The sequence below is a fragment of the Streptomyces sp. NPDC101165 genome, assembly GCF_044768135.1.
GTDB lineage: Bacteria > Actinomycetota > Actinomycetes > Streptomycetales > Streptomycetaceae > Streptomyces.
This window is the reverse complement of record NZ_JBIWPG010000008.1, coordinates 334,873-351,410: the sequence shown is the minus strand read 5'-3', so window position 1 is coordinate 351,410 and position 16,538 is coordinate 334,873. Positions and strand designations below refer to the sequence as shown.

Annotated in this window: 16 protein-coding genes and 1 riboswitch; of the genes, 5 read left to right on the top strand and 11 right to left on the bottom strand. The window is 68.2% G+C overall.

Annotated features, from left to right (window positions below; genetic code table 11):
* Positions 1-92: 92 nt before the first annotated feature.
* Positions 93-887: a rhomboid family intramembrane serine protease gene (locus tag ACIRVH_RS19675; RefSeq protein ID WP_403954744.1), complete on the top strand. Its 795-nt coding sequence runs from the start codon at positions 93-95 to the stop codon at positions 885-887.
* On the top strand, positions 884-1,165 hold the full coding sequence (locus ACIRVH_RS19670) for an Lrp/AsnC family transcriptional regulator (protein WP_403954741.1): 282 nt from the start codon (positions 884-886) through the stop codon (positions 1,163-1,165). The genes ACIRVH_RS19675 and ACIRVH_RS19670 overlap by 4 nt, the downstream gene beginning before the upstream one ends.
* 35 nt (positions 1,166-1,200) lie before the next feature.
* Here the strand turns inward: ACIRVH_RS19670 and ACIRVH_RS19665 are convergent, their stop codons facing one another.
* The 6 genes from ACIRVH_RS19665 to ACIRVH_RS19640 all read right to left on the bottom strand — a co-directional run bounded on the left by ACIRVH_RS19665 (position 1,201) and on the right by ACIRVH_RS19640 (position 8,289).
* A complete protein-coding gene (locus tag ACIRVH_RS19665; protein ID WP_403954739.1) occupies positions 1,201-2,562 on the bottom strand; it encodes an aminotransferase class V-fold PLP-dependent enzyme in 1,362 nt (453 codons plus the stop codon).
* 160 nt (positions 2,563-2,722) lie between these two features.
* Positions 2,723-2,839, bottom strand: a riboswitch (SAM riboswitch).
* Between the two features lie 87 nt (positions 2,840-2,926).
* Positions 2,927-3,991 (bottom strand): anthranilate phosphoribosyltransferase, encoded by a 1,065-nt coding sequence (trpD, locus tag ACIRVH_RS19660; protein WP_403954737.1) that lies wholly within the window; start codon positions 3,989-3,991, stop codon positions 2,927-2,929.
* Positions 3,992-4,110: 119 nt separating this feature from the next.
* Entirely contained in the window at positions 4,111-5,742 is a 1,632-nt protein-coding gene (locus tag ACIRVH_RS19655; RefSeq protein ID WP_403954735.1) for a cytochrome bc complex cytochrome b subunit, read from the bottom strand.
* On the bottom strand, positions 5,739-6,797 hold the full coding sequence (locus ACIRVH_RS19650; protein ID WP_403954732.1) for a Rieske 2Fe-2S domain-containing protein: 1,059 nt from the start codon (positions 6,795-6,797) through the stop codon (positions 5,739-5,741). The genes ACIRVH_RS19655 and ACIRVH_RS19650 overlap by 4 nt, the downstream gene beginning before the upstream one ends.
* Positions 6,794-7,606: a c-type cytochrome gene (locus ACIRVH_RS19645; protein WP_403954729.1), complete on the bottom strand. Its 813-nt coding sequence runs from the start codon at positions 7,604-7,606 to the stop codon at positions 6,794-6,796. Before ACIRVH_RS19645 ends, ACIRVH_RS19650 begins: the two co-directional genes overlap by 4 nt.
* A gap of 62 nt (positions 7,607-7,668) precedes the next feature.
* Positions 7,669-8,289, bottom strand: coding sequence for a heme-copper oxidase subunit III (locus ACIRVH_RS19640; RefSeq protein WP_386574347.1), 621 nt, complete (start codon positions 8,287-8,289; stop codon positions 7,669-7,671).
* Positions 8,290-8,435: 146 nt separating this feature from the next.
* On the opposite strand from ACIRVH_RS19640, the gene ACIRVH_RS19635 reads away from it, so the two are divergent.
* Positions 8,436-8,837 (top strand): hypothetical protein, encoded by a 402-nt coding sequence (locus ACIRVH_RS19635; protein WP_403954725.1) that lies wholly within the window; start codon positions 8,436-8,438, stop codon positions 8,835-8,837.
* A gap of 48 nt (positions 8,838-8,885) precedes the next feature.
* Here the strand turns inward: ACIRVH_RS19635 and ACIRVH_RS19630 are convergent, their stop codons facing one another.
* The 4 genes from ACIRVH_RS19630 to coxB form a co-directional block, all read right to left on the bottom strand.
* A complete protein-coding gene (locus ACIRVH_RS19630; protein WP_403954722.1) occupies positions 8,886-10,148 on the bottom strand; it encodes an Ig-like domain-containing protein in 1,263 nt (420 codons plus the stop codon).
* 128 nt (positions 10,149-10,276) lie between these two features.
* Positions 10,277-10,675 (bottom strand): cytochrome c oxidase subunit 4, encoded by a 399-nt coding sequence (locus tag ACIRVH_RS19625; RefSeq protein WP_403954720.1) that lies wholly within the window; start codon positions 10,673-10,675, stop codon positions 10,277-10,279.
* Positions 10,672-12,405 carry a cytochrome c oxidase subunit I gene (ctaD, locus tag ACIRVH_RS19620; protein WP_403954718.1) on the bottom strand — a complete coding sequence of 578 codons (1,734 nt, stop codon included), beginning with the start codon at positions 12,403-12,405 and terminating at the stop codon, positions 10,672-10,674. Before ctaD ends, ACIRVH_RS19625 begins: the two co-directional genes overlap by 4 nt.
* The gene (coxB, locus tag ACIRVH_RS19615; RefSeq protein WP_403954717.1) at positions 12,402-13,361 is read right to left on the bottom strand and encodes a cytochrome c oxidase subunit II; all 960 of its coding nucleotides are present in this window, start codon (positions 13,359-13,361) and stop codon (positions 12,402-12,404) included. Before coxB ends, ctaD begins: the two co-directional genes overlap by 4 nt.
* A gap of 327 nt (positions 13,362-13,688) precedes the next feature.
* On the opposite strand from coxB, the gene ACIRVH_RS19610 reads away from it, so the two are divergent.
* Positions 13,689-15,071, top strand: a complete 1,383-nt coding sequence (locus ACIRVH_RS19610) for a cysteine desulfurase/sulfurtransferase TusA family protein (RefSeq protein WP_403954715.1) — start codon at positions 13,689-13,691, stop codon at positions 15,069-15,071.
* Positions 15,072-15,129: 58 nt separating this feature from the next.
* Here ACIRVH_RS19610 and ACIRVH_RS19605 read toward each other — a convergent pair whose 3' ends face one another.
* The gene (locus ACIRVH_RS19605; protein ID WP_403954714.1) at positions 15,130-16,104 is read right to left on the bottom strand and encodes a carbohydrate kinase family protein; all 975 of its coding nucleotides are present in this window, start codon (positions 16,102-16,104) and stop codon (positions 15,130-15,132) included.
* A 130-nt stretch (positions 16,105-16,234) separates the two neighbouring features.
* Between ACIRVH_RS19605 and ACIRVH_RS19600 the strand changes: the two genes are divergently transcribed.
* Positions 16,235-16,444 (top strand): hypothetical protein, encoded by a 210-nt coding sequence (locus ACIRVH_RS19600; protein WP_403954713.1) that lies wholly within the window; start codon positions 16,235-16,237, stop codon positions 16,442-16,444.
* Positions 16,445-16,538 lie beyond the last annotated feature (94 nt).

The following is a 16,538-nucleotide window of genomic DNA, read 5'->3' as shown; positions in this document are numbered from 1 at the left end:
ACCCTACGGCCTGGCGGGTACTCACCGCCCGTCCGTCCACGGCGGCGAGGCGGTCTGTCAGGTTGCGTCCCCTTACGTCATGCTCTGTAGTCATGATCAACGCCTGGAGCACGACGGCCGGCCGCACACTCAGGGCGCTCCGGGACACCCCCGCGCCGATGACGTACGCCCTCATCGCCGTGTGCTCCCTGATCTTCGTCCTGGGCCCGGCCTCCGGGCTCACTCCGGCGTACGGCTCCGTGGACGCGCTGCCGGCCGCGCAGCGCGCGTACTTCCGGCACTGGGGGGTGGTCCCGGCGCGGCTGTTCGACGAGCCCGTCCGGGAGGCCCTGACCCCGGTCACCGCGCTGTTCGTGCACGGCAGCTGGGTGCATCTGCTCGGCAACATGCTCTTCCTCTTCGTCTTCGGGATGATGACCGAGGAACGAATGGGCCGGGTGGAGTTCACCCTCTTCTACGTCTGCTGCGGTTACCTGGCCCTGCTGGGCTACGCGGCCGCCAACGCCACCTCCGAGCAGTCGCTGGTGGGCGCGTCCGGGGCGATCTCGGCGGTTCTCGGCGCGTTCCTCTATCTGTTTCCCCGCGCCCGTGTCACCAGTCTGCTCCCCTTCCTGTTCTTCCTGCCGATGCGCTTCCCGGCCTGGGTGGTGCTGCCCTTCTGGGCGGCGCTGCAGTGGCTGGCGGCGGGGCGCGCCGGCGAGGGGCCGGGGGTGGCCTACCTCGCGCACCTCGTCGGCTTCGGGGTGGGGTTCGGCTACGCGTGGGTGCGGTACCGCAAGAAGGAGGGCCCGAAGGGCGGCCTGGGAAGGGCGGTGGTGGGAGACGGGCGGGCGACTAGAGTGAAGTGCGCACCGGCTCCGGCACCCGAGGGAGAGAACCCGTCGTGATCACCGCGATCGTCCTGATCAAGACCAGCGTGGACCGGATCCCCGAGATCGCGGAGCAGGTCGCTTCGCTGGATTCGGTGAGCGAGGTCTTCTCCGTCACCGGTACGTACGACCTGATCGCCATGGTGCGGGTGCGGCAGCACGAGGATCTGGCCGACGTGATTCCGGGGCGGATCAGCAAGATCCCCGGGGTCGAGGCCACGGACACGCACGTCGCCTTCCGTACGTACTCGCAGCACGACCTGGAGGCGGCCTTCTCGATCGGGTTGGACAACTGATCGGCTGAAGACCGCCCCACCGGGCGTTCAGAAGCTCACACCGCCGGGACGCAGCGGCCTTCCTCCGTGCGGTACGTCCACTTCGCGCCCTCGGTCACCAGTTCCTTCACCGCCGTGACGAAGCGCTCCACGTGCTCGTCGGGGGTGCCCGCACCGAAGCTCACGCGGATCGCGTTCAGGGACTTCTCGCCCGGTGCGGCCTCGGGGGCCCCGCACTCGCCCTGGGTCTGGGGGTCGGAGCCGAGGAGGGTGCGGACCAGCGGGTGGGCGCAGAACAGGCCGTCACGGACGCCGATGCCGTACTCGGCGGAGAGGGCGGCGGCGAAGTGGGAGCTGTTCCAGCCGTCCACGACGAAGCTGATCACGCCGACGCGCGGGGCGTCGTCGCCGAAGAGGGAGAGGACCCGGACCGCGGGGACCTCGGCCAGGCCGGCCCGCACCTTCGCGATCAGGTGCTGCTCGCGGGCGACCAGCGTGTCGAAACCGGCCTCCGTCAGCGCCCTGCAGGCGGAGGCGATGGAGTAGGCGCCGATGACGTTCGGGGAGCCGGCCTCGTGGCGGGCGGCGGTCTCGTGCCACTCCACGGCCACTCCCCCGTCCTCGCGCCGGGTCACCTTGCGGCTGGCGCCGCCGCCCGCGAGGTACGGCTCGGCCTCGACCAGCCAGTCGGCGCGCCCGGCCAGGACGCCGGAGCCGAAGGGGGCGTACAGCTTGTGGCCGGAGAAGGCGACCCAGTCGACGTCGAGGTCCTGGACCGACACGGGGTGGTGCGGGGCCAGCTGGGCGGCGTCCAGGACGATCCGGGCGCCGTGCGCATGGGCCGCGGCGGCCAGCTCGCGCACCGGCCACAGCTCGCCGGTGACGTTGGAGGCGCCGGTGACGCAGACCAGGGCCGGGCCGTAGGGGTCACGGTCGGCGAGGGCCCGCTCCAGGGTCTCGACGGCCTGCCGCGGGGTGCGCGGGGCGTCGAGGTAGGTGACGCGGGCGTCCTGCCAGGGCAGCAGGGAGGCGTGGTGCTCGGTCTCGAAGACGAAGACCTGACAGTCGGCGGGCAGGGCGGCGGCGAGGAGGTTCAGGGAGTCCGTGGTCGAGCGGGTGAAGACCACCTGGTCGGCCGCACGGCAGTCGAGGAACTCGGCGACCGTCCTGCGGGCGTTCTCGAACAGGTCGGTGGAGAGCTGGGAGAGGTAGCCGGCACCGCGGTGGACGCTGCCGTAGTACGGCGCGTAGGCCGCCACGTCGTCCCAGACGCGCTGGAGGGCGGGGGCGCTGGCCGCGTAGTCGAGCGCCGCGTAGGTGACTTCGCCGCCGGTCACGAGCGGGACGGTGACGTCACGGCCCAGAACGGACAGAGGGGCACAAACGGACTGGTCGGCAGCAGCGGTGAAGACGGACATGGCGAGCTCCTGTGAGAGGCAAGGCGAATCACCACGTGAGCGCGTACGGCTCGAACGTGGGGAAGGTGAAAGGGGTACGCGGAGGCGGGGCTCTACGCCCTATCGCATTCGCTTGCTCACAGAAGGCTCCCTCGACGACCAGGACCCCTGGTGTGCGAGGGGTCCGCGCTTGCCGTGGACCTCGTTGCCCACGGCCTGGTCTTCACCCGGGGCACCCCGCCACGGACGGAGGGTTGCCGGACAGTCGGCCGGGGCCTCATGACTGTCACTCATGACCTGGTCAGGAACGTAGCCGAGCTGATCGCCGCCGCGCAACTTCTGTCCGGATCCCGGGACACCCGCTGCGACGGCGATCAGCCACCCGCTACTTGTTGCTGGCCGCCACCCACCGCTCCAGCGTCCGCTTCGCCTCGCCCGAGTCGATCGACACGGCCGCCTTGGCCATGCCGGCGCGGAGCTGCTCGGCCAGGGGTGCCTCGGTCGGGTCGAGCGCCACCAGGGCGGCCGCCGAGTTCAGCAGGACCGCGTCCCGGACCGCGCCCTGCTCGCCGTCCAGCACGCGGCGGGCGACCTCCGCGTTGTAGGAGGCGTCGGCGCCACGCAGGGCCTCCACGGGGACGAGGTCGATGCCGACGTCCCGCGGGTCGAAGCTCTCCTCCGTGACCTTGCCGTCCCGGACCACCCACACCCGGGAGGTGGACGTGGTCGTCAGCTCGTCCAGGCCGTCGTCACCCCGGAAGACCAGGGCGGAGTTGCCGCGCTCGGCGAGGACCCCGGCCACGATCGGCGCCATCCGGGGGTCGGCGACACCGACCGCCTGGGCGCGCACCTTGGCCGGGTTGGTGAGCGGGCCGAGCACGTTGAAGGTGGTACGGATCCCCAACTGGCCGCGCGCCGCGGCGACATGACGCAGCGCCGGGTGGAACTTCACCGCGAAGCAGATGGTGATGCCGGCCTCGTCGGCGACCTCGGCGACCCGCTTCGGGGTCAGGTTCAGGTTGATCCCGAGCTTCTCCAGGACGTCGGAGGACCCGGAGGCGGAGGACGCGGCGCGGTTGCCGTGCTTGACGACCTTCGCTCCGGTGCCGGCGACGACGATCGACGACATCGTGGAGATGTTCACCGTCTTGGCGCCGTCACCGCCCGTGCCGACGATGTCGACGGCGGGCCCGGGTACCTCGATCACGTTGGCGTGCTCGTACATGGTCCGCACGAGTCCGGTGATCTCCTCCACCGTCTCGCCCTTGGACCGCAGGGCCACCAGGAACCCGGCGATCTGCGCGTCGGTCGCCTCGCCGCGCATGATCAGGTCCATCGCCCAGGCCGTGTCGTCGGCGGACAGGTCCCGGCCGTCCAGCAGCCCGTTCAGCAGGGCGGGCCAGGAACGGCCCGCCGCGGTGTCGCCTCCAGCGGGGGTCACAGCGTTCATAGCCGCTCCTGGGTGTCTAGAAGAACAGTGTGCTCCCACCCTATCCAGCCCGGGACACGGTGAAGGGCCCCGTCCGGAACACGGACGGGGCCCTTCGGCGTGGCGTGGCGACGCGGGGATCAGTGGTGGCCGTGGCCGCTCGTGATCTCCTTGTACTCGTCGACAGTCGGCTTCGGGATCTGGTTGTCCTCGCCGTAGTAGGCGTTGCTGAGCTTGGCGCGCAGCTTCTCGGACCCCTTCACCTTGCGCTCGACACCGTTCTCGTCGACCGTCGGGCCGATCTCGGCCGGCTCGTACTGGTGGTGAGCCGTGAGGGTGTGCAGCTGCTCCTGGCTGAGCGGCTCGTGCACCTCGATGAACTCACCGTGCGGCAGGCGCTTGATGATGCCGGTCTCGCGACCGTGCAGCACCTTGTCGCGGTCGCGGCGCTGCAGGCCGAGGCAGATCCGCTTGGTGACGATGAACGCGATGACCGGTCCGGCGAAGAAGAAGATCCGGACGAACCAGGTCACGTCGTTGATCGACAGGTTGAAGTGGGTGGCGATGAGGTCGTTGCCACCACCGACCAGGCCGACCATGTACACGGTGACCCAGGCGACACCGAACGCGGTACGGGTCGGGGCGTTGCGCGGGCGGTCCAGGATGTGGTGCTCGCTCTTGTCGCCGGTGACCCAGGACTCGATGAACGGGTACAACGCGATCGCCGCCAGCACGAGACCGAAGAGCACCAGCGGGATGAACACGCCCAGGACGAGCGTGTGACCCCAGAAGTTGATCTCCCAGCCCGGCATGTAGCGGACCAGACCCTCGGCGAAGCCCATGTACCAGTCGGGCTGGGCGCCGGTGGACACCTGGTCGGGGCGGTAGGGACCCATGGCCCAGATCGGGTTGATCTGGGTCACCGCGGCGATGGCGGCGATCACACCGAAGACCAGGAAGAAGAAGCCTCCGGCCTTGGCCATGTACACCGGCAGCAGCGGCATGCCGACGACGTTGTTGTTCGTCTTTCCGGGACCCGCGAACTGCGTGTGCTTGTGGTAGAAGACCAGGATCAGGTGGCCCACCACCAGGCCGAGCATGATGCCCGGCAGCAGCAGGATGTGGATCGAGTAGAACCGGGCGACGAAGTCGTGACCGGGGAACTCGCCGCCGAAGAGGAAGAACGAGATGTAGGTGCCGACGATCGGCATCGACAGGATCGCGCCCTCGGTGAAGCGGACACCGGTGCCGGAGAGCAGGTCGTCCGGGAGCGAGTAACCGGTGAAACCGGTGAACATGCCCAGGACGAACAGCAGGAAGCCGAACAGCCAGTTGATCTCACGCGGCTTGCGGAACGCGCCCGTGAAGAACACGCGCATCATGTGCACGAACATGCCGGCGAGGAAGATCAGCGCGGCCCAGTGGTGGATCTGCCGGATGAGCAGACCACCACGCACGTCGAACGAGATGTGCAGGGTCGAGCTGAACGCCTCGGACATGAGCTGTCCCTGGAGCGGGACGTAGCTGCCGTGGTACACCACCTCGTTCATCGACGGATGGAAGAACAGCGTCAGGTACACACCGGTCAGGATGATGATGAGGAAGCTGTACAGGCAGACTTCGCCCAACATGAACGACCAGTGGTCGGGGAAGATCTTGCGCATGTTGGACTTGGCCAGGGAGTAGATCCCGAGCCGTCCGTCGGCCCAGTCGGCGACGCGCTCGCCGGCGGGCGCCTTGCCGCGTCGCTCGTTGTTCTCGTTGGTGCTCATCCGCGCTCCCAGAATGCAGGACCGACGGGCTCTTCGAAGTCGCCGAGCGCCTCGAGGTAGCCCTCGTCGTTCACGCCGATGCGGAGCTGCGGCAGGGCGTGACCGGCGGGGCCGAAGATCACTCGGGCACCGTCGGAGAGGTCGAAGGTGGACTGGTGGCACGGGCACAGCACGTGGTGCGTCTGCTGCTCGTACAGGGAGATCGGGCAACCGACGTGGGTGCAGATCTTCGAGAACGCGACGATGCCCTCGTGCGACCACTCGAGCTCGCGCTTGTCCTTGATGTTGTCCGGCTGCAGCCGGATGATCATCAGGGCCGCCTTGGCGATCTCGTTCTGGAAGTCCTCCTGTGCCTCCTCCAGGCCCTCGGGCTTGGCGAAGGTCAGCGAACCGACGGCGACGTCCTCGGGACGCAGCGGCTGGTTCGTGTTCATGTTGACGAGCAGCTTGCCCTTGGCCCACAGCGTGTGGCGCAGCGAGGTGCCGGGCAGCGGGCCGAGGTCGCGCAGCAGCATGACGCCGGAGAGCGGCACCATGGCCATCGCGCCGAACATCGTGTTGCGGATCAGCTTGCGGCGGCCGAGCGCCGACTCCTTGGCACCCTGCTTGAAGTCCGCGTGGACCTGAGCACGCACCTCGGGAGAGGCGGCGATCGCGTGCCGTTCGTCGGCGACCTCGACATCGGACATCAGGGTGCGGGCCCAGTGGACCGCACCCGCGCCGATGCAGAACAGCGCCGTACCGAGGGTCAGGCCGAGCGCGAAGTTCAGCGCGCTGATGTGCCCCAGCGGGAAGACGAAGATCGCCTTGTCCTGCGGGACCGCCACGTACGAGGCGATGAAGCCGACGGTGGCCAGCATCGACACCGTGAACAGCAGGGCGACGAAGCGCTCGGACCGCTTGGCGGCCCGCTCGTCGATGTCCTGGATCCGGTGCTCGTGGGGCGGCAGCCCCGGGTCCGCGAACGGGTTCTGCTCGTCCGCGACGCTCACGGCGCCGTGCGCGTACTCCTGCTCAGCGGGCAGGTTCTCTTCTGGAATGTCTTGGCTACTCATGACTTCTTGGCCTTTGCGGTCCGAGCGGCGACCCAGACGGCTACCGCGATCAGCGCACCGAGACCGAAGACCCATGCGAACAGGCCCTCGGTGACCGGGCCGAGACCGCCCAGCTCCATGCCGCCCGGCTGCTCCGTCTCGCTGCTGTTGATCGCGTTCAGGTACGCGATGACGTCCTTCTTGTTCTTCTCCGACATCGTGGTGTCGGGGAAGGACGGCATGTTCTGCGGGCCCGTCTGCATGGCCTCGTAGATGTGCTTCGGGTCGACGCCCGTCAGGTCCGGCGCGAACTTGCCCTTGGTGAGGGCACCGCCCTTGCCGGTGAAGTTGTGGCACTGCGCGCAGTTGGTACGGAACAGCTCGCCGCCCTTGGCGATGTCCGCACCCTCCGGGCCGTACTGGTCCTTCGTCGGCACCTCGGGACCGGCGCCCAGCGAGGCGACGTACGCCGCGAGCTGGTCGATCTCGGCCTGGCTGTAGATGTTCTTCTTCTTTACGACCTGCGGGCCCTGCGAGGTGGCGGCCGGCATACGGCCGGTCGCGACCTGGAAGTCGACCGCCGCAGCGCCCACGCCGACCAGGCTCGGGCCGTCGGAGGAGCCCTGGCCACCGGTGCCGTGGCAGCTGGCGCAGCCGACCTCGTAGAGCTTCTTGCCCTCCTTGATGGTCAGGGACTGGGAGGTTTCATCGGCCTGCGCCTTGCTCGCGGGCGCGAACGCGGCGTACAGCCCCCCAGTGGCCGCCAGCGCGAAGAGTAGGACGACGACCGCCGCCAGCGGATGGCGTCGTCGTGCGGAGAGCTTTTTCACGGATTACCCCGGTGTCAGGATCTTCTGCGTCGATGCTTCAGGATGTGCGGGAGCGGTCCCGGCTACTTGATCAGGTAGATCGTGGCGAAAAGGCCGATCCAGACCACATCGACGAAGTGCCAGTAGTAGGACACGACGATGGCGGCGGTCGCCTGCTCGTGAGTGAACCTCTTGGCCATGTAGGTGCGGCCCAGGACAAACAGGAAGGCGATGAGACCGCCCGTCACGTGCATGCCGTGGAAGCCGGTGGTCAGGTAGAACACCGAGCCGTACGGGCCGGAGGACAGGGAGATCCCGTCCTTCTTCACCAGCTCGGTGTACTCGTAGATCTGACCGCCGATGAAGATCGCACCCATGATGAAGGTGAGGATGAACCAGCCACGGAGCTTCTTCACGTCCCCGCGCTCGGCGGCGAACACGCCGAGCTGGCAGGTGAGCGAGGAGAGCACCAGGATCGTGGTGTTCGTCGCGGAGAAGGGCACGTTGAGCGCGTGTGCCTGCTCCGTCCAGTACGCCGGTCCGGTCACCGACCGGAGGGTGAAGTACATCGCGAAGAGGGCCGCGAAGAACATCAGCTCGGAACTCAGCCAGATGATGGTTCCGACGCTGGTGAGGTTCGGTCGATTGACCGACGGGTGCGCGTGCCCGGTTTCTACTGTCGTTGCTGTCGCCACGACCGACATTATGTCGGTCGCTTATCCCGCCCTCACTCCGGGGGGTGCCGTTCGGAGTGTTGCTGCCCGCCGAACCGGTGTTGACGTGGTGTTCATGGGAGTAACATCCGCCCCGAACGGCCCTGTCCGTACGACGCTGACGTCTCGGAGGAAGCATGCAGCCGACCGCTACGGTGCTGGTGTACAGCGACGACTCCAACACCCGGGAACAGGTGCGGTTGGCCGCCGGCCGCAGGCCGGCTCCCGATGTGCCCCAGATCGAGTTCCTGGAGTGTGCGACCCCTGAGGCGGTGCTGCGGGAGCTGACCAAGGGCGGCATCGACGTGTGCGTGCTCGACGGTGAGGCCGTGCCCATGGGGGGCATGGGGGTGTGCCGGCAGATCAAGGACGAGGTGTTCAACTGCCCGCCTGTGCTGCTGTTGATGGGGCGGCCTCAGGATGCCTGGCTCGCTACGTGGAGCCGGGCCGATGCGGCGGTCACCTTGCCGGTGGATCCGGTGGAGTTCGCGGCCGCCCTGGCCGGTCTGCTCCGCCAGAAGCGGTTGCTGAGCGCCTAGCAGGGCGCGGGGCCGCGGATCGACGCGGCCCCGCGCCCCCCGGGTACTTCACACGGTCGTCGGCTGCAGGCGCAGGGCGTCCTGGGGAGCGGGGCCGTCCGGGGTGCCGTTGACGAGGGCGCTGCCGGTGCGCCACTTCTTCCAGTCGACGTTCCAGTCGCCGAAGCCGTTGCCGAAGGGTTCCATCGGGTTGCCGTTGGAGTTGACGACCTTGACGATGTCGCCCTCGTGGATGTTGTTGAAGAACCACTCGGCGTTGGATGTGCTCATGCCGGTGCAGCCGTGGCTGACGTTCTCGGAGCCCTGGGAGCCCACCGACCAGGGCGCGGCGTGCACGTACTCGCCCGACCAGGTGACGCGGGTGGCGTAGTAGACCGGCAGGTCGTACGAGTCGGAGCTGCCCTCGGCGATGCCGACCGTGGTGCCGCGCATCCGTACGAAGTACTGCTTGGCCAGGACGACCTTGACCCCGTTGCGGGTCTCGAAGCCGGGCTTGCCGGTGGTGACGGGGATCGACTGGACCTCCTGGCCGTTCTTGAAGAACGTCAGTTGGTGCGCCGCGGCGTCCGTGACGGCCTCGATGCGGTCACCGGTGGTGATCTTCAGCGCCTTGGACGTACCGCCCCAGAGCCGGTCGCTGATCTTCACGCCGTCGAGGTTGCTGTGCACCTGGAGGGTGGCGTGCGCGGGCCAGTACTCCTTGGGGCGGTAGTGGAGTTCCTTGTCGCTCACCCAGTACCAGGCACCCTGGACGGCCGGCGTGGAGTCCACTCTGAGGGCGCGCTCCACGACGGCCCGCTGCGCCTTGTCCTTCACCTCGTGGTCGAGTTGGGCGGTGATGGGCTGTCCGACGCCGTACTGGCCCGAATCCGGCCCGAACGTGACGTTCAGGCGCTTGGTGGTCGAGGGCTTGGTGGTGTCGAAGCTGAGGACCTTACGGCCGGGTGCGCCGTCCTCGTCCTCCGTGCTCACCGCGACCGTGTAGTGGGCGTTGGCGGCCAGCGGGGAGGTGCTGTGCCAACGGCTGCCGTCGGCCGCGAGTTCGCCCGCCACGAAGCGCCCTGTGGCGTCGTAGGCGGTGACGTCCGTGATCCGGCCGTCGTCGGTGCTGGTGGTGATCTCCAGGGGTTTGTCGGGGTCGGCCCGCTTCCCGGTGCCGGTGGGGCCGTTGAAGGAGATCTGGTCCGCTGCGTCGTACGGCTTGTCCGACAGGGGGTTGCCGTGCGAAGCGCAGCCGGTGACGCCCGCACCGAGGGCGGCCACCAGCACGGTGCAGCTGACGACGGTGCGGGTACGCGGAGAGTGGTTCATATGATCACGCTATGAGACGCAGACCCCATTTGCGCGCTATGTAACCCTTACGAGGGATGGCCTGCGGCAAAAGCAGGAGCCCGGACCCTCCTGACGGAGTGTCCGGGCTCCCGGTGCGCTACTGCGTGCTACTGGGTGCGGTTCTCACCGTGGTAGTACTCGAACACCCAGCCGAACAGGCCGACCAGGATGAACGGTGCGCCGAAGTACAGCAGCCACCAGCCGACCGCGACACCGAGGAAGGCCATTGCGCCACCGAAGCCGAGGGCGAGCGGCTGCCAGCTGTGCGGGCTGAAGAAGCCCAGCTCGCCCGCGTCGTCCGCGACGTCGGCCTCCTTGTCGTCCTGCGCACCCGCGTCGACCCGCCGGGCGGTGAAGCCCAGGTAGAAGCCGATCATGATGCACAGGCCGAAGGCCAGGAAGAGCGCCGTGGTACCGGCCGGCTCCTTCGACCACACGCCGTACAAGACGGCGATGATCAGGACGAAGAAGCTCAGCCAGATGAACATCCGGCCCTGGATCTTCACTTGCCGGCCTCCTTGCTGCCCTCGATGGCGCTGCCGTGACCGGCGTACTCGAGCTGCTCGAGCGCGGCGATCTCGGGGTGGTGCAGGTCGAACGCCGGGGATTCGCTGCGGATCCGCGGCAGGGTGAGGAAGTTGTGCCGCGGCGGCGGGCAGGAGGTCGCCCATTCGAGCGAACGGCCGTAGCCCCACGGGTCGTCCACGCCGACCGGCTTGCCGTACTTGGCCGTCTTCCACACGTTGTAGAGGAACGGCAGGATCGACAGGCCGAGCAGGAACGAACCGATCGTCGAGATCGTGTTCAGTGTGGTGAAGCCGTCGGACGCCAGGTAGTCGGCGTAACGGCGCGGCATGCCTTCCGTACCCAGCCAGTGCTGGACCAGGAACGTGGTGTGGAAGCCGACGAACAGCGTCCAGAAGGTGATCTTGCCGAGGCGCTCGTCCAGCATCTTGCCGGTCATCTTCGGCCACCAGAAGTGGAAGCCGGAGAACATGGCGAAGACGACCGTACCGAAGACCACGTAGTGGAAGTGGGCCACCACGAAGTACGAGTCGGAGACGTGGAAGTCCATCGGGGGCGAGGCCAGGATGACACCGGTCAGACCACCGAACGTGAAGGTGATCAGGAAGCCGACGGCCCAGAGCATCGGGGTCTCGAAGGACAGCGAGCCCTTCCACATCGTGCCGATCCAGTTGAAGAACTTCACACCGGTCGGTACGGCGATCAGGAACGTCATGAAGGAGAAGAACGGCAGCAGCACACCGCCGGTGACGTACATGTGGTGGGCCCACACCGTCACGGACAGACCGGCGATGGAGATGGTGGCCGCGATCAGACCCATGTAGCCGAACATCGGCTTACGGGAGAAGACCGGGATGACCTCGGAGATGATGCCGAAGAACGGCAGCGCGATGATGTACACCTCTGGATGGCCGAAGAACCAGAAGAGGTGTTGCCACAGCAGGGCTCCGCCGTTTGCGGCGTCGAATACATGGGCGCCGAACTTGCGGTCCGCCTCCAGGGCGAACAGCGCGGCCGCGAGGACCGGGAAGGCGAGCAGGACCAGGACGGCGGTCAGCAGCACGTTCCACACGAAGATCGGCATGCGGAACATGGTCATGCCCGGGGCACGCATGCAGATGATCGTGGTGATGAAGTTGACCGCGCCGAGGATGGTGCCGAAGCCGGAGAAGGCCAGACCCATGATCCACATGTCGGCGCCGATGCCCGGCGAGCGGACCGCGTCCGACAGCGGGGAGTAGGCGAACCAGCCGAAGTCGGCCGCACCCTGCGGGGTGAGGAAGCCGCCCACCGCGATGGTCGAGCCGAACAGGTAGAGCCAGTAGGCGAACATGTTCAGCCGCGGGAACGCCACGTCGGGCGCGCCGATCTGCAGCGGCATGATCCAGTTCGTGAAACCGGCGAACAGCGGCGTCGCGAACATCAGCAGCATGATCGTGCCGTGCATCGTGAACGCCTGGTTGAACTGCTCGTTCGACATGATCTGCAGGCCCGGACGGGCCAGCTCGGCGCGCATGAGGAGCGCCATCACGCCGCCGATCAGGAAGAACGCGAAGGACGTGACCAGATACAGCGTTCCGATGGTCTTGTGGTCGGTGGTGGTGAGCCACTTGACCACGACATTGCCGGGCTGCTTGCGCCTGACCGGCAGCTCGTTCTCGTACGAGTCCTCAGCTGCCGCGGCACCCTGGGGTTCGTTGAGGATGCTCACAGGTTGTTCGTCTCCCGGTTCTTCTCGTGCGGCGTCTGCGCGATGCCGGCGGGAATGTAACCGGTCTGCCCCTTCTTGGCGAGGTCCTTGAGGTGCTGCTCGTAGCGCTCGGGGGAGACGACCTTCACGTTGAACAGCATCCGGGAGTGGTCGACGCCGCAGAGCTCGGCGCACTTGCCCAGGAAAGTGCCCTGATGGTTGGGAACCACCTGGAAGGCGTTGGTGTGGCCCGGGATCACGTCCTGCTTCATCAGGAACGGCACCACCCAGAAGGAGTGGATGACGTCACGCGAGGTGAGGATGAAGCGGACCGTCTTGCCCTCGGGAAGCCAGAGGGTCGGGCCGGGGTTACCGGTCTGAGGGTTCTTCGTGCCCGGCGTACCGACGTCGTAGACACCGCCGGCGTTCGCCGGGAAGTCCTTGCGGAACCGGTCCGGGATGGCGAGCAGTTGCTTGGACGTCTTGGCGTTGCCGGGGGAACCGGGAACGTCCGCGATGTAGTTGAAGCCCCAGCTCCACTGGAAGCCGACCACGTTGACCGTGACGTCGGGCTTCTTGTCGAGGCTGAGGAGCTTCGACTCGTCCCGGGCCGTGAAGTAGAACAGCACCGAGATGATGATGATCGGGACCACCGTGTACAGGGCCTCGATCGGCATGTTGTACCGAGTCTGCGGAGGTACCTCGACCTTGGTGCGGCTGCGCCGGTGGAAGAAAGCACTCCACAGGATCAGGCCCCACACCAGCACACCGGTGGCCAGCGCGGCAGCCCAGGAGCCCTGCCACAGGGAGAGGATCCGCGGAGCCTCTTCCGTGACCGGGGTGGGCATGCCAAGGCGGGGGAAGTCCTTGTATGTGCAACCGGTTGCGGTCGCCAGGACCAGGCCCGCGGTCAGTGCCTGCAGCAGCTTCCGCCGCATCGGGCGCCGCGGCGAGCGGTCGGAGCCGTTGGGACTCACGTAGCGCCTTCCCGAGAGTCTCGCCCGCGCTGTTCGGCTGCGGCCTTCTCGCTGGTCGGTCGCCGCCCTGCGTCGGGCAGGGGTTTGGATGTTTATGCGGACCAAACCCTAGCCGACGCTCTCCGAGGGTTCGCGGGGAGGGTGCCATACGCGCCGCCGGTCACTCCTTAAGGGTGGGAATGAGCGCCCAATAGCTCGGGTTGTCGCGGTTTGGTGGGCGGGTGCGGGGTGCGTTGTGGCTGGTCGCGGCCTCGCGGCGGAGCCGCATATCGGCACCGCCCGCGCCCCTTGAGGTCGGCTGCTCCACCGAAGATTTACCGTTGCTGTGTGTCCTACTTTGACGCTGCATCCGCTGCTCCCCTCCATCCCGTTGCCCGTCAGGCGTTGTTGGCCGCTCTGGATGAAGGGTGGGCCGATCCCGCTCGGTTGTACCGGGAGGGACGCAGGGCGCGGATGTTGCTCGACGCGGCTCGGGAGGCGGCGGCCGAGGCGGTGGGGTGCCGGGCGGACGAGGTGGTGTTCACGCCGTCCGGGACGCGGGCCGTACACACCGGTGTCGCGGGGGCGTTGGCCGGGCGGCGCCGGGTGGGACGCCACCTGATCGTGTCCGCTGTCGAGCACTCCTCGGTACTCCATTCGGCTGATGCGTTCGAGGCGGAGGGCGGCTCGGTGAGCACGGTGGCCGTCGCCCGGGCGGGAGCCGTCGCTCCGGCGGACTTCGCGGCCGCGCTCCGGCAGGACACCGCGCTGGCCTGTCTGCAGTCGGCCAACCACGAGGTCGGGACCGTACAGCCGGTGGCCGAGGTGGCCGAGGCGTGCCGGGCGGCGGGAGTACCGCTGCTGGTGGACGCCGCTCAGTCGCTGGGGTGGGGGCCGGTCGAGGGCGGCTGGTCGCTGCTGGCGGCGAGCGCCCACAAGTGGGGCGGGCCCTCGGGGGTGGGGCTGCTCGTCGTGAAGAAGGGGGTGCGGTTCGCGCCGCAAGCTCCCGTGGACGAGCGCGAGTCGGGTCGCGCGGCCGGGTTCGAGAACCTCCCGGCCATCGTCGCGGCCGTGGCCTCCCTGCGCGCGGTACGGGCGGAGGCGGCCCAGGAAGCGGTTCGACTGCGGGAGCTGACGGAGCGGATCAGGCTGCGGGTGCCGCAGCTGGTGCCGGATGTCGAGGTGGTCGGCGATCCGGAGCGGCGGCTGCCGGGGATCGTCACCTTCTCCTGTCTCTATGTCGACGGAGAGGCCCTGCTGCACGAGTTGGACCGGGAGGGTTTCTCCGTGTCGTCCGGCTCGTCCTGCACGAGCAGCACGCTGACACCCAGCCATGTGCTGAAGGCGATGGGGGTGCTGAGCGAGGGCAACGTGCGGGTGTCACTGCCGTCGGGGGTGGCCGAGGAGGACGTGGAGCGGTTCCTGGCGGCGCTGCCGGGGGCGGTGGCCGGGGTGCGGGAGAAGCTGGGTGCGCCGGCTCCGGCGATCGTGACCGCGGTCCGGGCGGAGGAGCTGGTCGTCGACTCCCTCGGCAAGCGGTGCCCGATCCCGGTCATCGAGCTGGCCAAGGTGATCGGGGACGTGCCGGTGGGCGGCACGGTGCGCGTTCTCTCGGACGACGAGGCGGCCCGGCTGGACATTCCCGCGTGGTGCGAGATGCGAGGGCAGCAGTATCTGGGCGAGGAGCCGGCGGAAAAGGGCTCGGCCTATGTGGTCCGCAGGGTGAGCTGAAGGGGGTCGAGGGGGGCAGGGCCCCCCTCGAAGGGGCGCGGGGGCTGTGCCGATGTGCTCAGCCCAGGTGAGCCCGGACCTCCTCGGCCGCCTCGTCCCCGTACGCCTTGGTGAACCGGTCCATGAAGTGCCCCCGCCGCAGCTGGTACTCCTGCGTCCCCACCGTCTCGATGACGAGAGTCGCCAGCATGCAGCCGACCTGCGCCGCGCGCTCCAGGGAGACACCCCAGGCCAGGCCGGAGAGGAAACCGGCGCGGAAGGCGTCGCCGACACCCGTGGGGTCGGCCTTGCGCTCCTCCTCCGCGCAGCCGACCTCGATCGGGTCCTCGCCGACCCGCTCGATGCGCACGCCCTGCGAGCCGAGCGTGGTGACGCGGTGGCCGACCTTGGACAGGATCTCGGCGTCGGTCCAGCCGGTCTTGGACTCGATGAGCCCCTTCTCGTACTCGTTGGAGAAGAGGTAGGTCGCCCCGTCCAGCAGTATCCGGATCTCCTCGCCCTCCATACGGGCGATCTGCTGGGAGAAGTCGGCGGCGAAGGGGATGTTCCGGGAGCGGCACTCCTCCGTGTGGCGGAGCATCGCCTCCGGGTCGTCGGCGCCGATCAGGACCAGGTCGAGGCTGCCGACGCGGTCGGCGACCGTCTTCAGCTCGATGAGGCGGGCCTCGCTCATCGCACCGGTGTAGAAGGAGCCGATCTGGTTGTGGTCGGCGTCGGTGGTGCACACGAAGCGGGCGGTGTGCAGGGTCTCGGAGATACGGACCGAGTCGGTGTCCACGCCATGGCGGTCCAGCCAGGCTCGGTACTGGTCGAAGTCGAAGCCGGCGGCTCCGACGAGGATGGGCTTGGTCCCGAGCTGCCCCATGCCGAAGGCGATGTTCGCGCCGACGCCGCCCCGGCGTACGTCCAGATTGTCGACCAGGAAGGAGAGCGAGACCGTGTGCAGCTGGTCCGCGACGAACTGGTCGGCGAAGCGGCCGGGGAAGGTCATGAGGTGGTCGGTGGCGATGGAGCCGGTGACTGCGATGCGCACGACAGGCATTCTCCTGCGGGAGGCTGGATTGACAGTTCACGCTACCCGTTCATGGGCAGCCACTGAAGCTGGCAAAACTACCCGATAGTAGATCTTTCTTCGCGAGGCTCGTCATGCCTACGGTGCCATCATGACGAACCTCAAGGTCCACTCTTCCGCTCCGGCCGATCTCGAGGACGACCTCGCCTCGCTGCGCGGCGACTGCGCGCGGATGGTCCCGCACTGGACGGTTCCCCAGCACGCCGACTCCCGCCCGGTGCCGCCGTCGCTGATCCATGGGGTGACCGTGCCGAAGAGGTCGGCCCGGCTGCTGGACGCCATGTCGGACTACGGCGACTGACGCCCGGGGCGTACTGCGGGAACCGCACGCTCCCCTCGCTCGTCCCATCGCCGTCCCCCGTGCCGGGGGCGTGGGACAGGATCCAGCGAGGAGC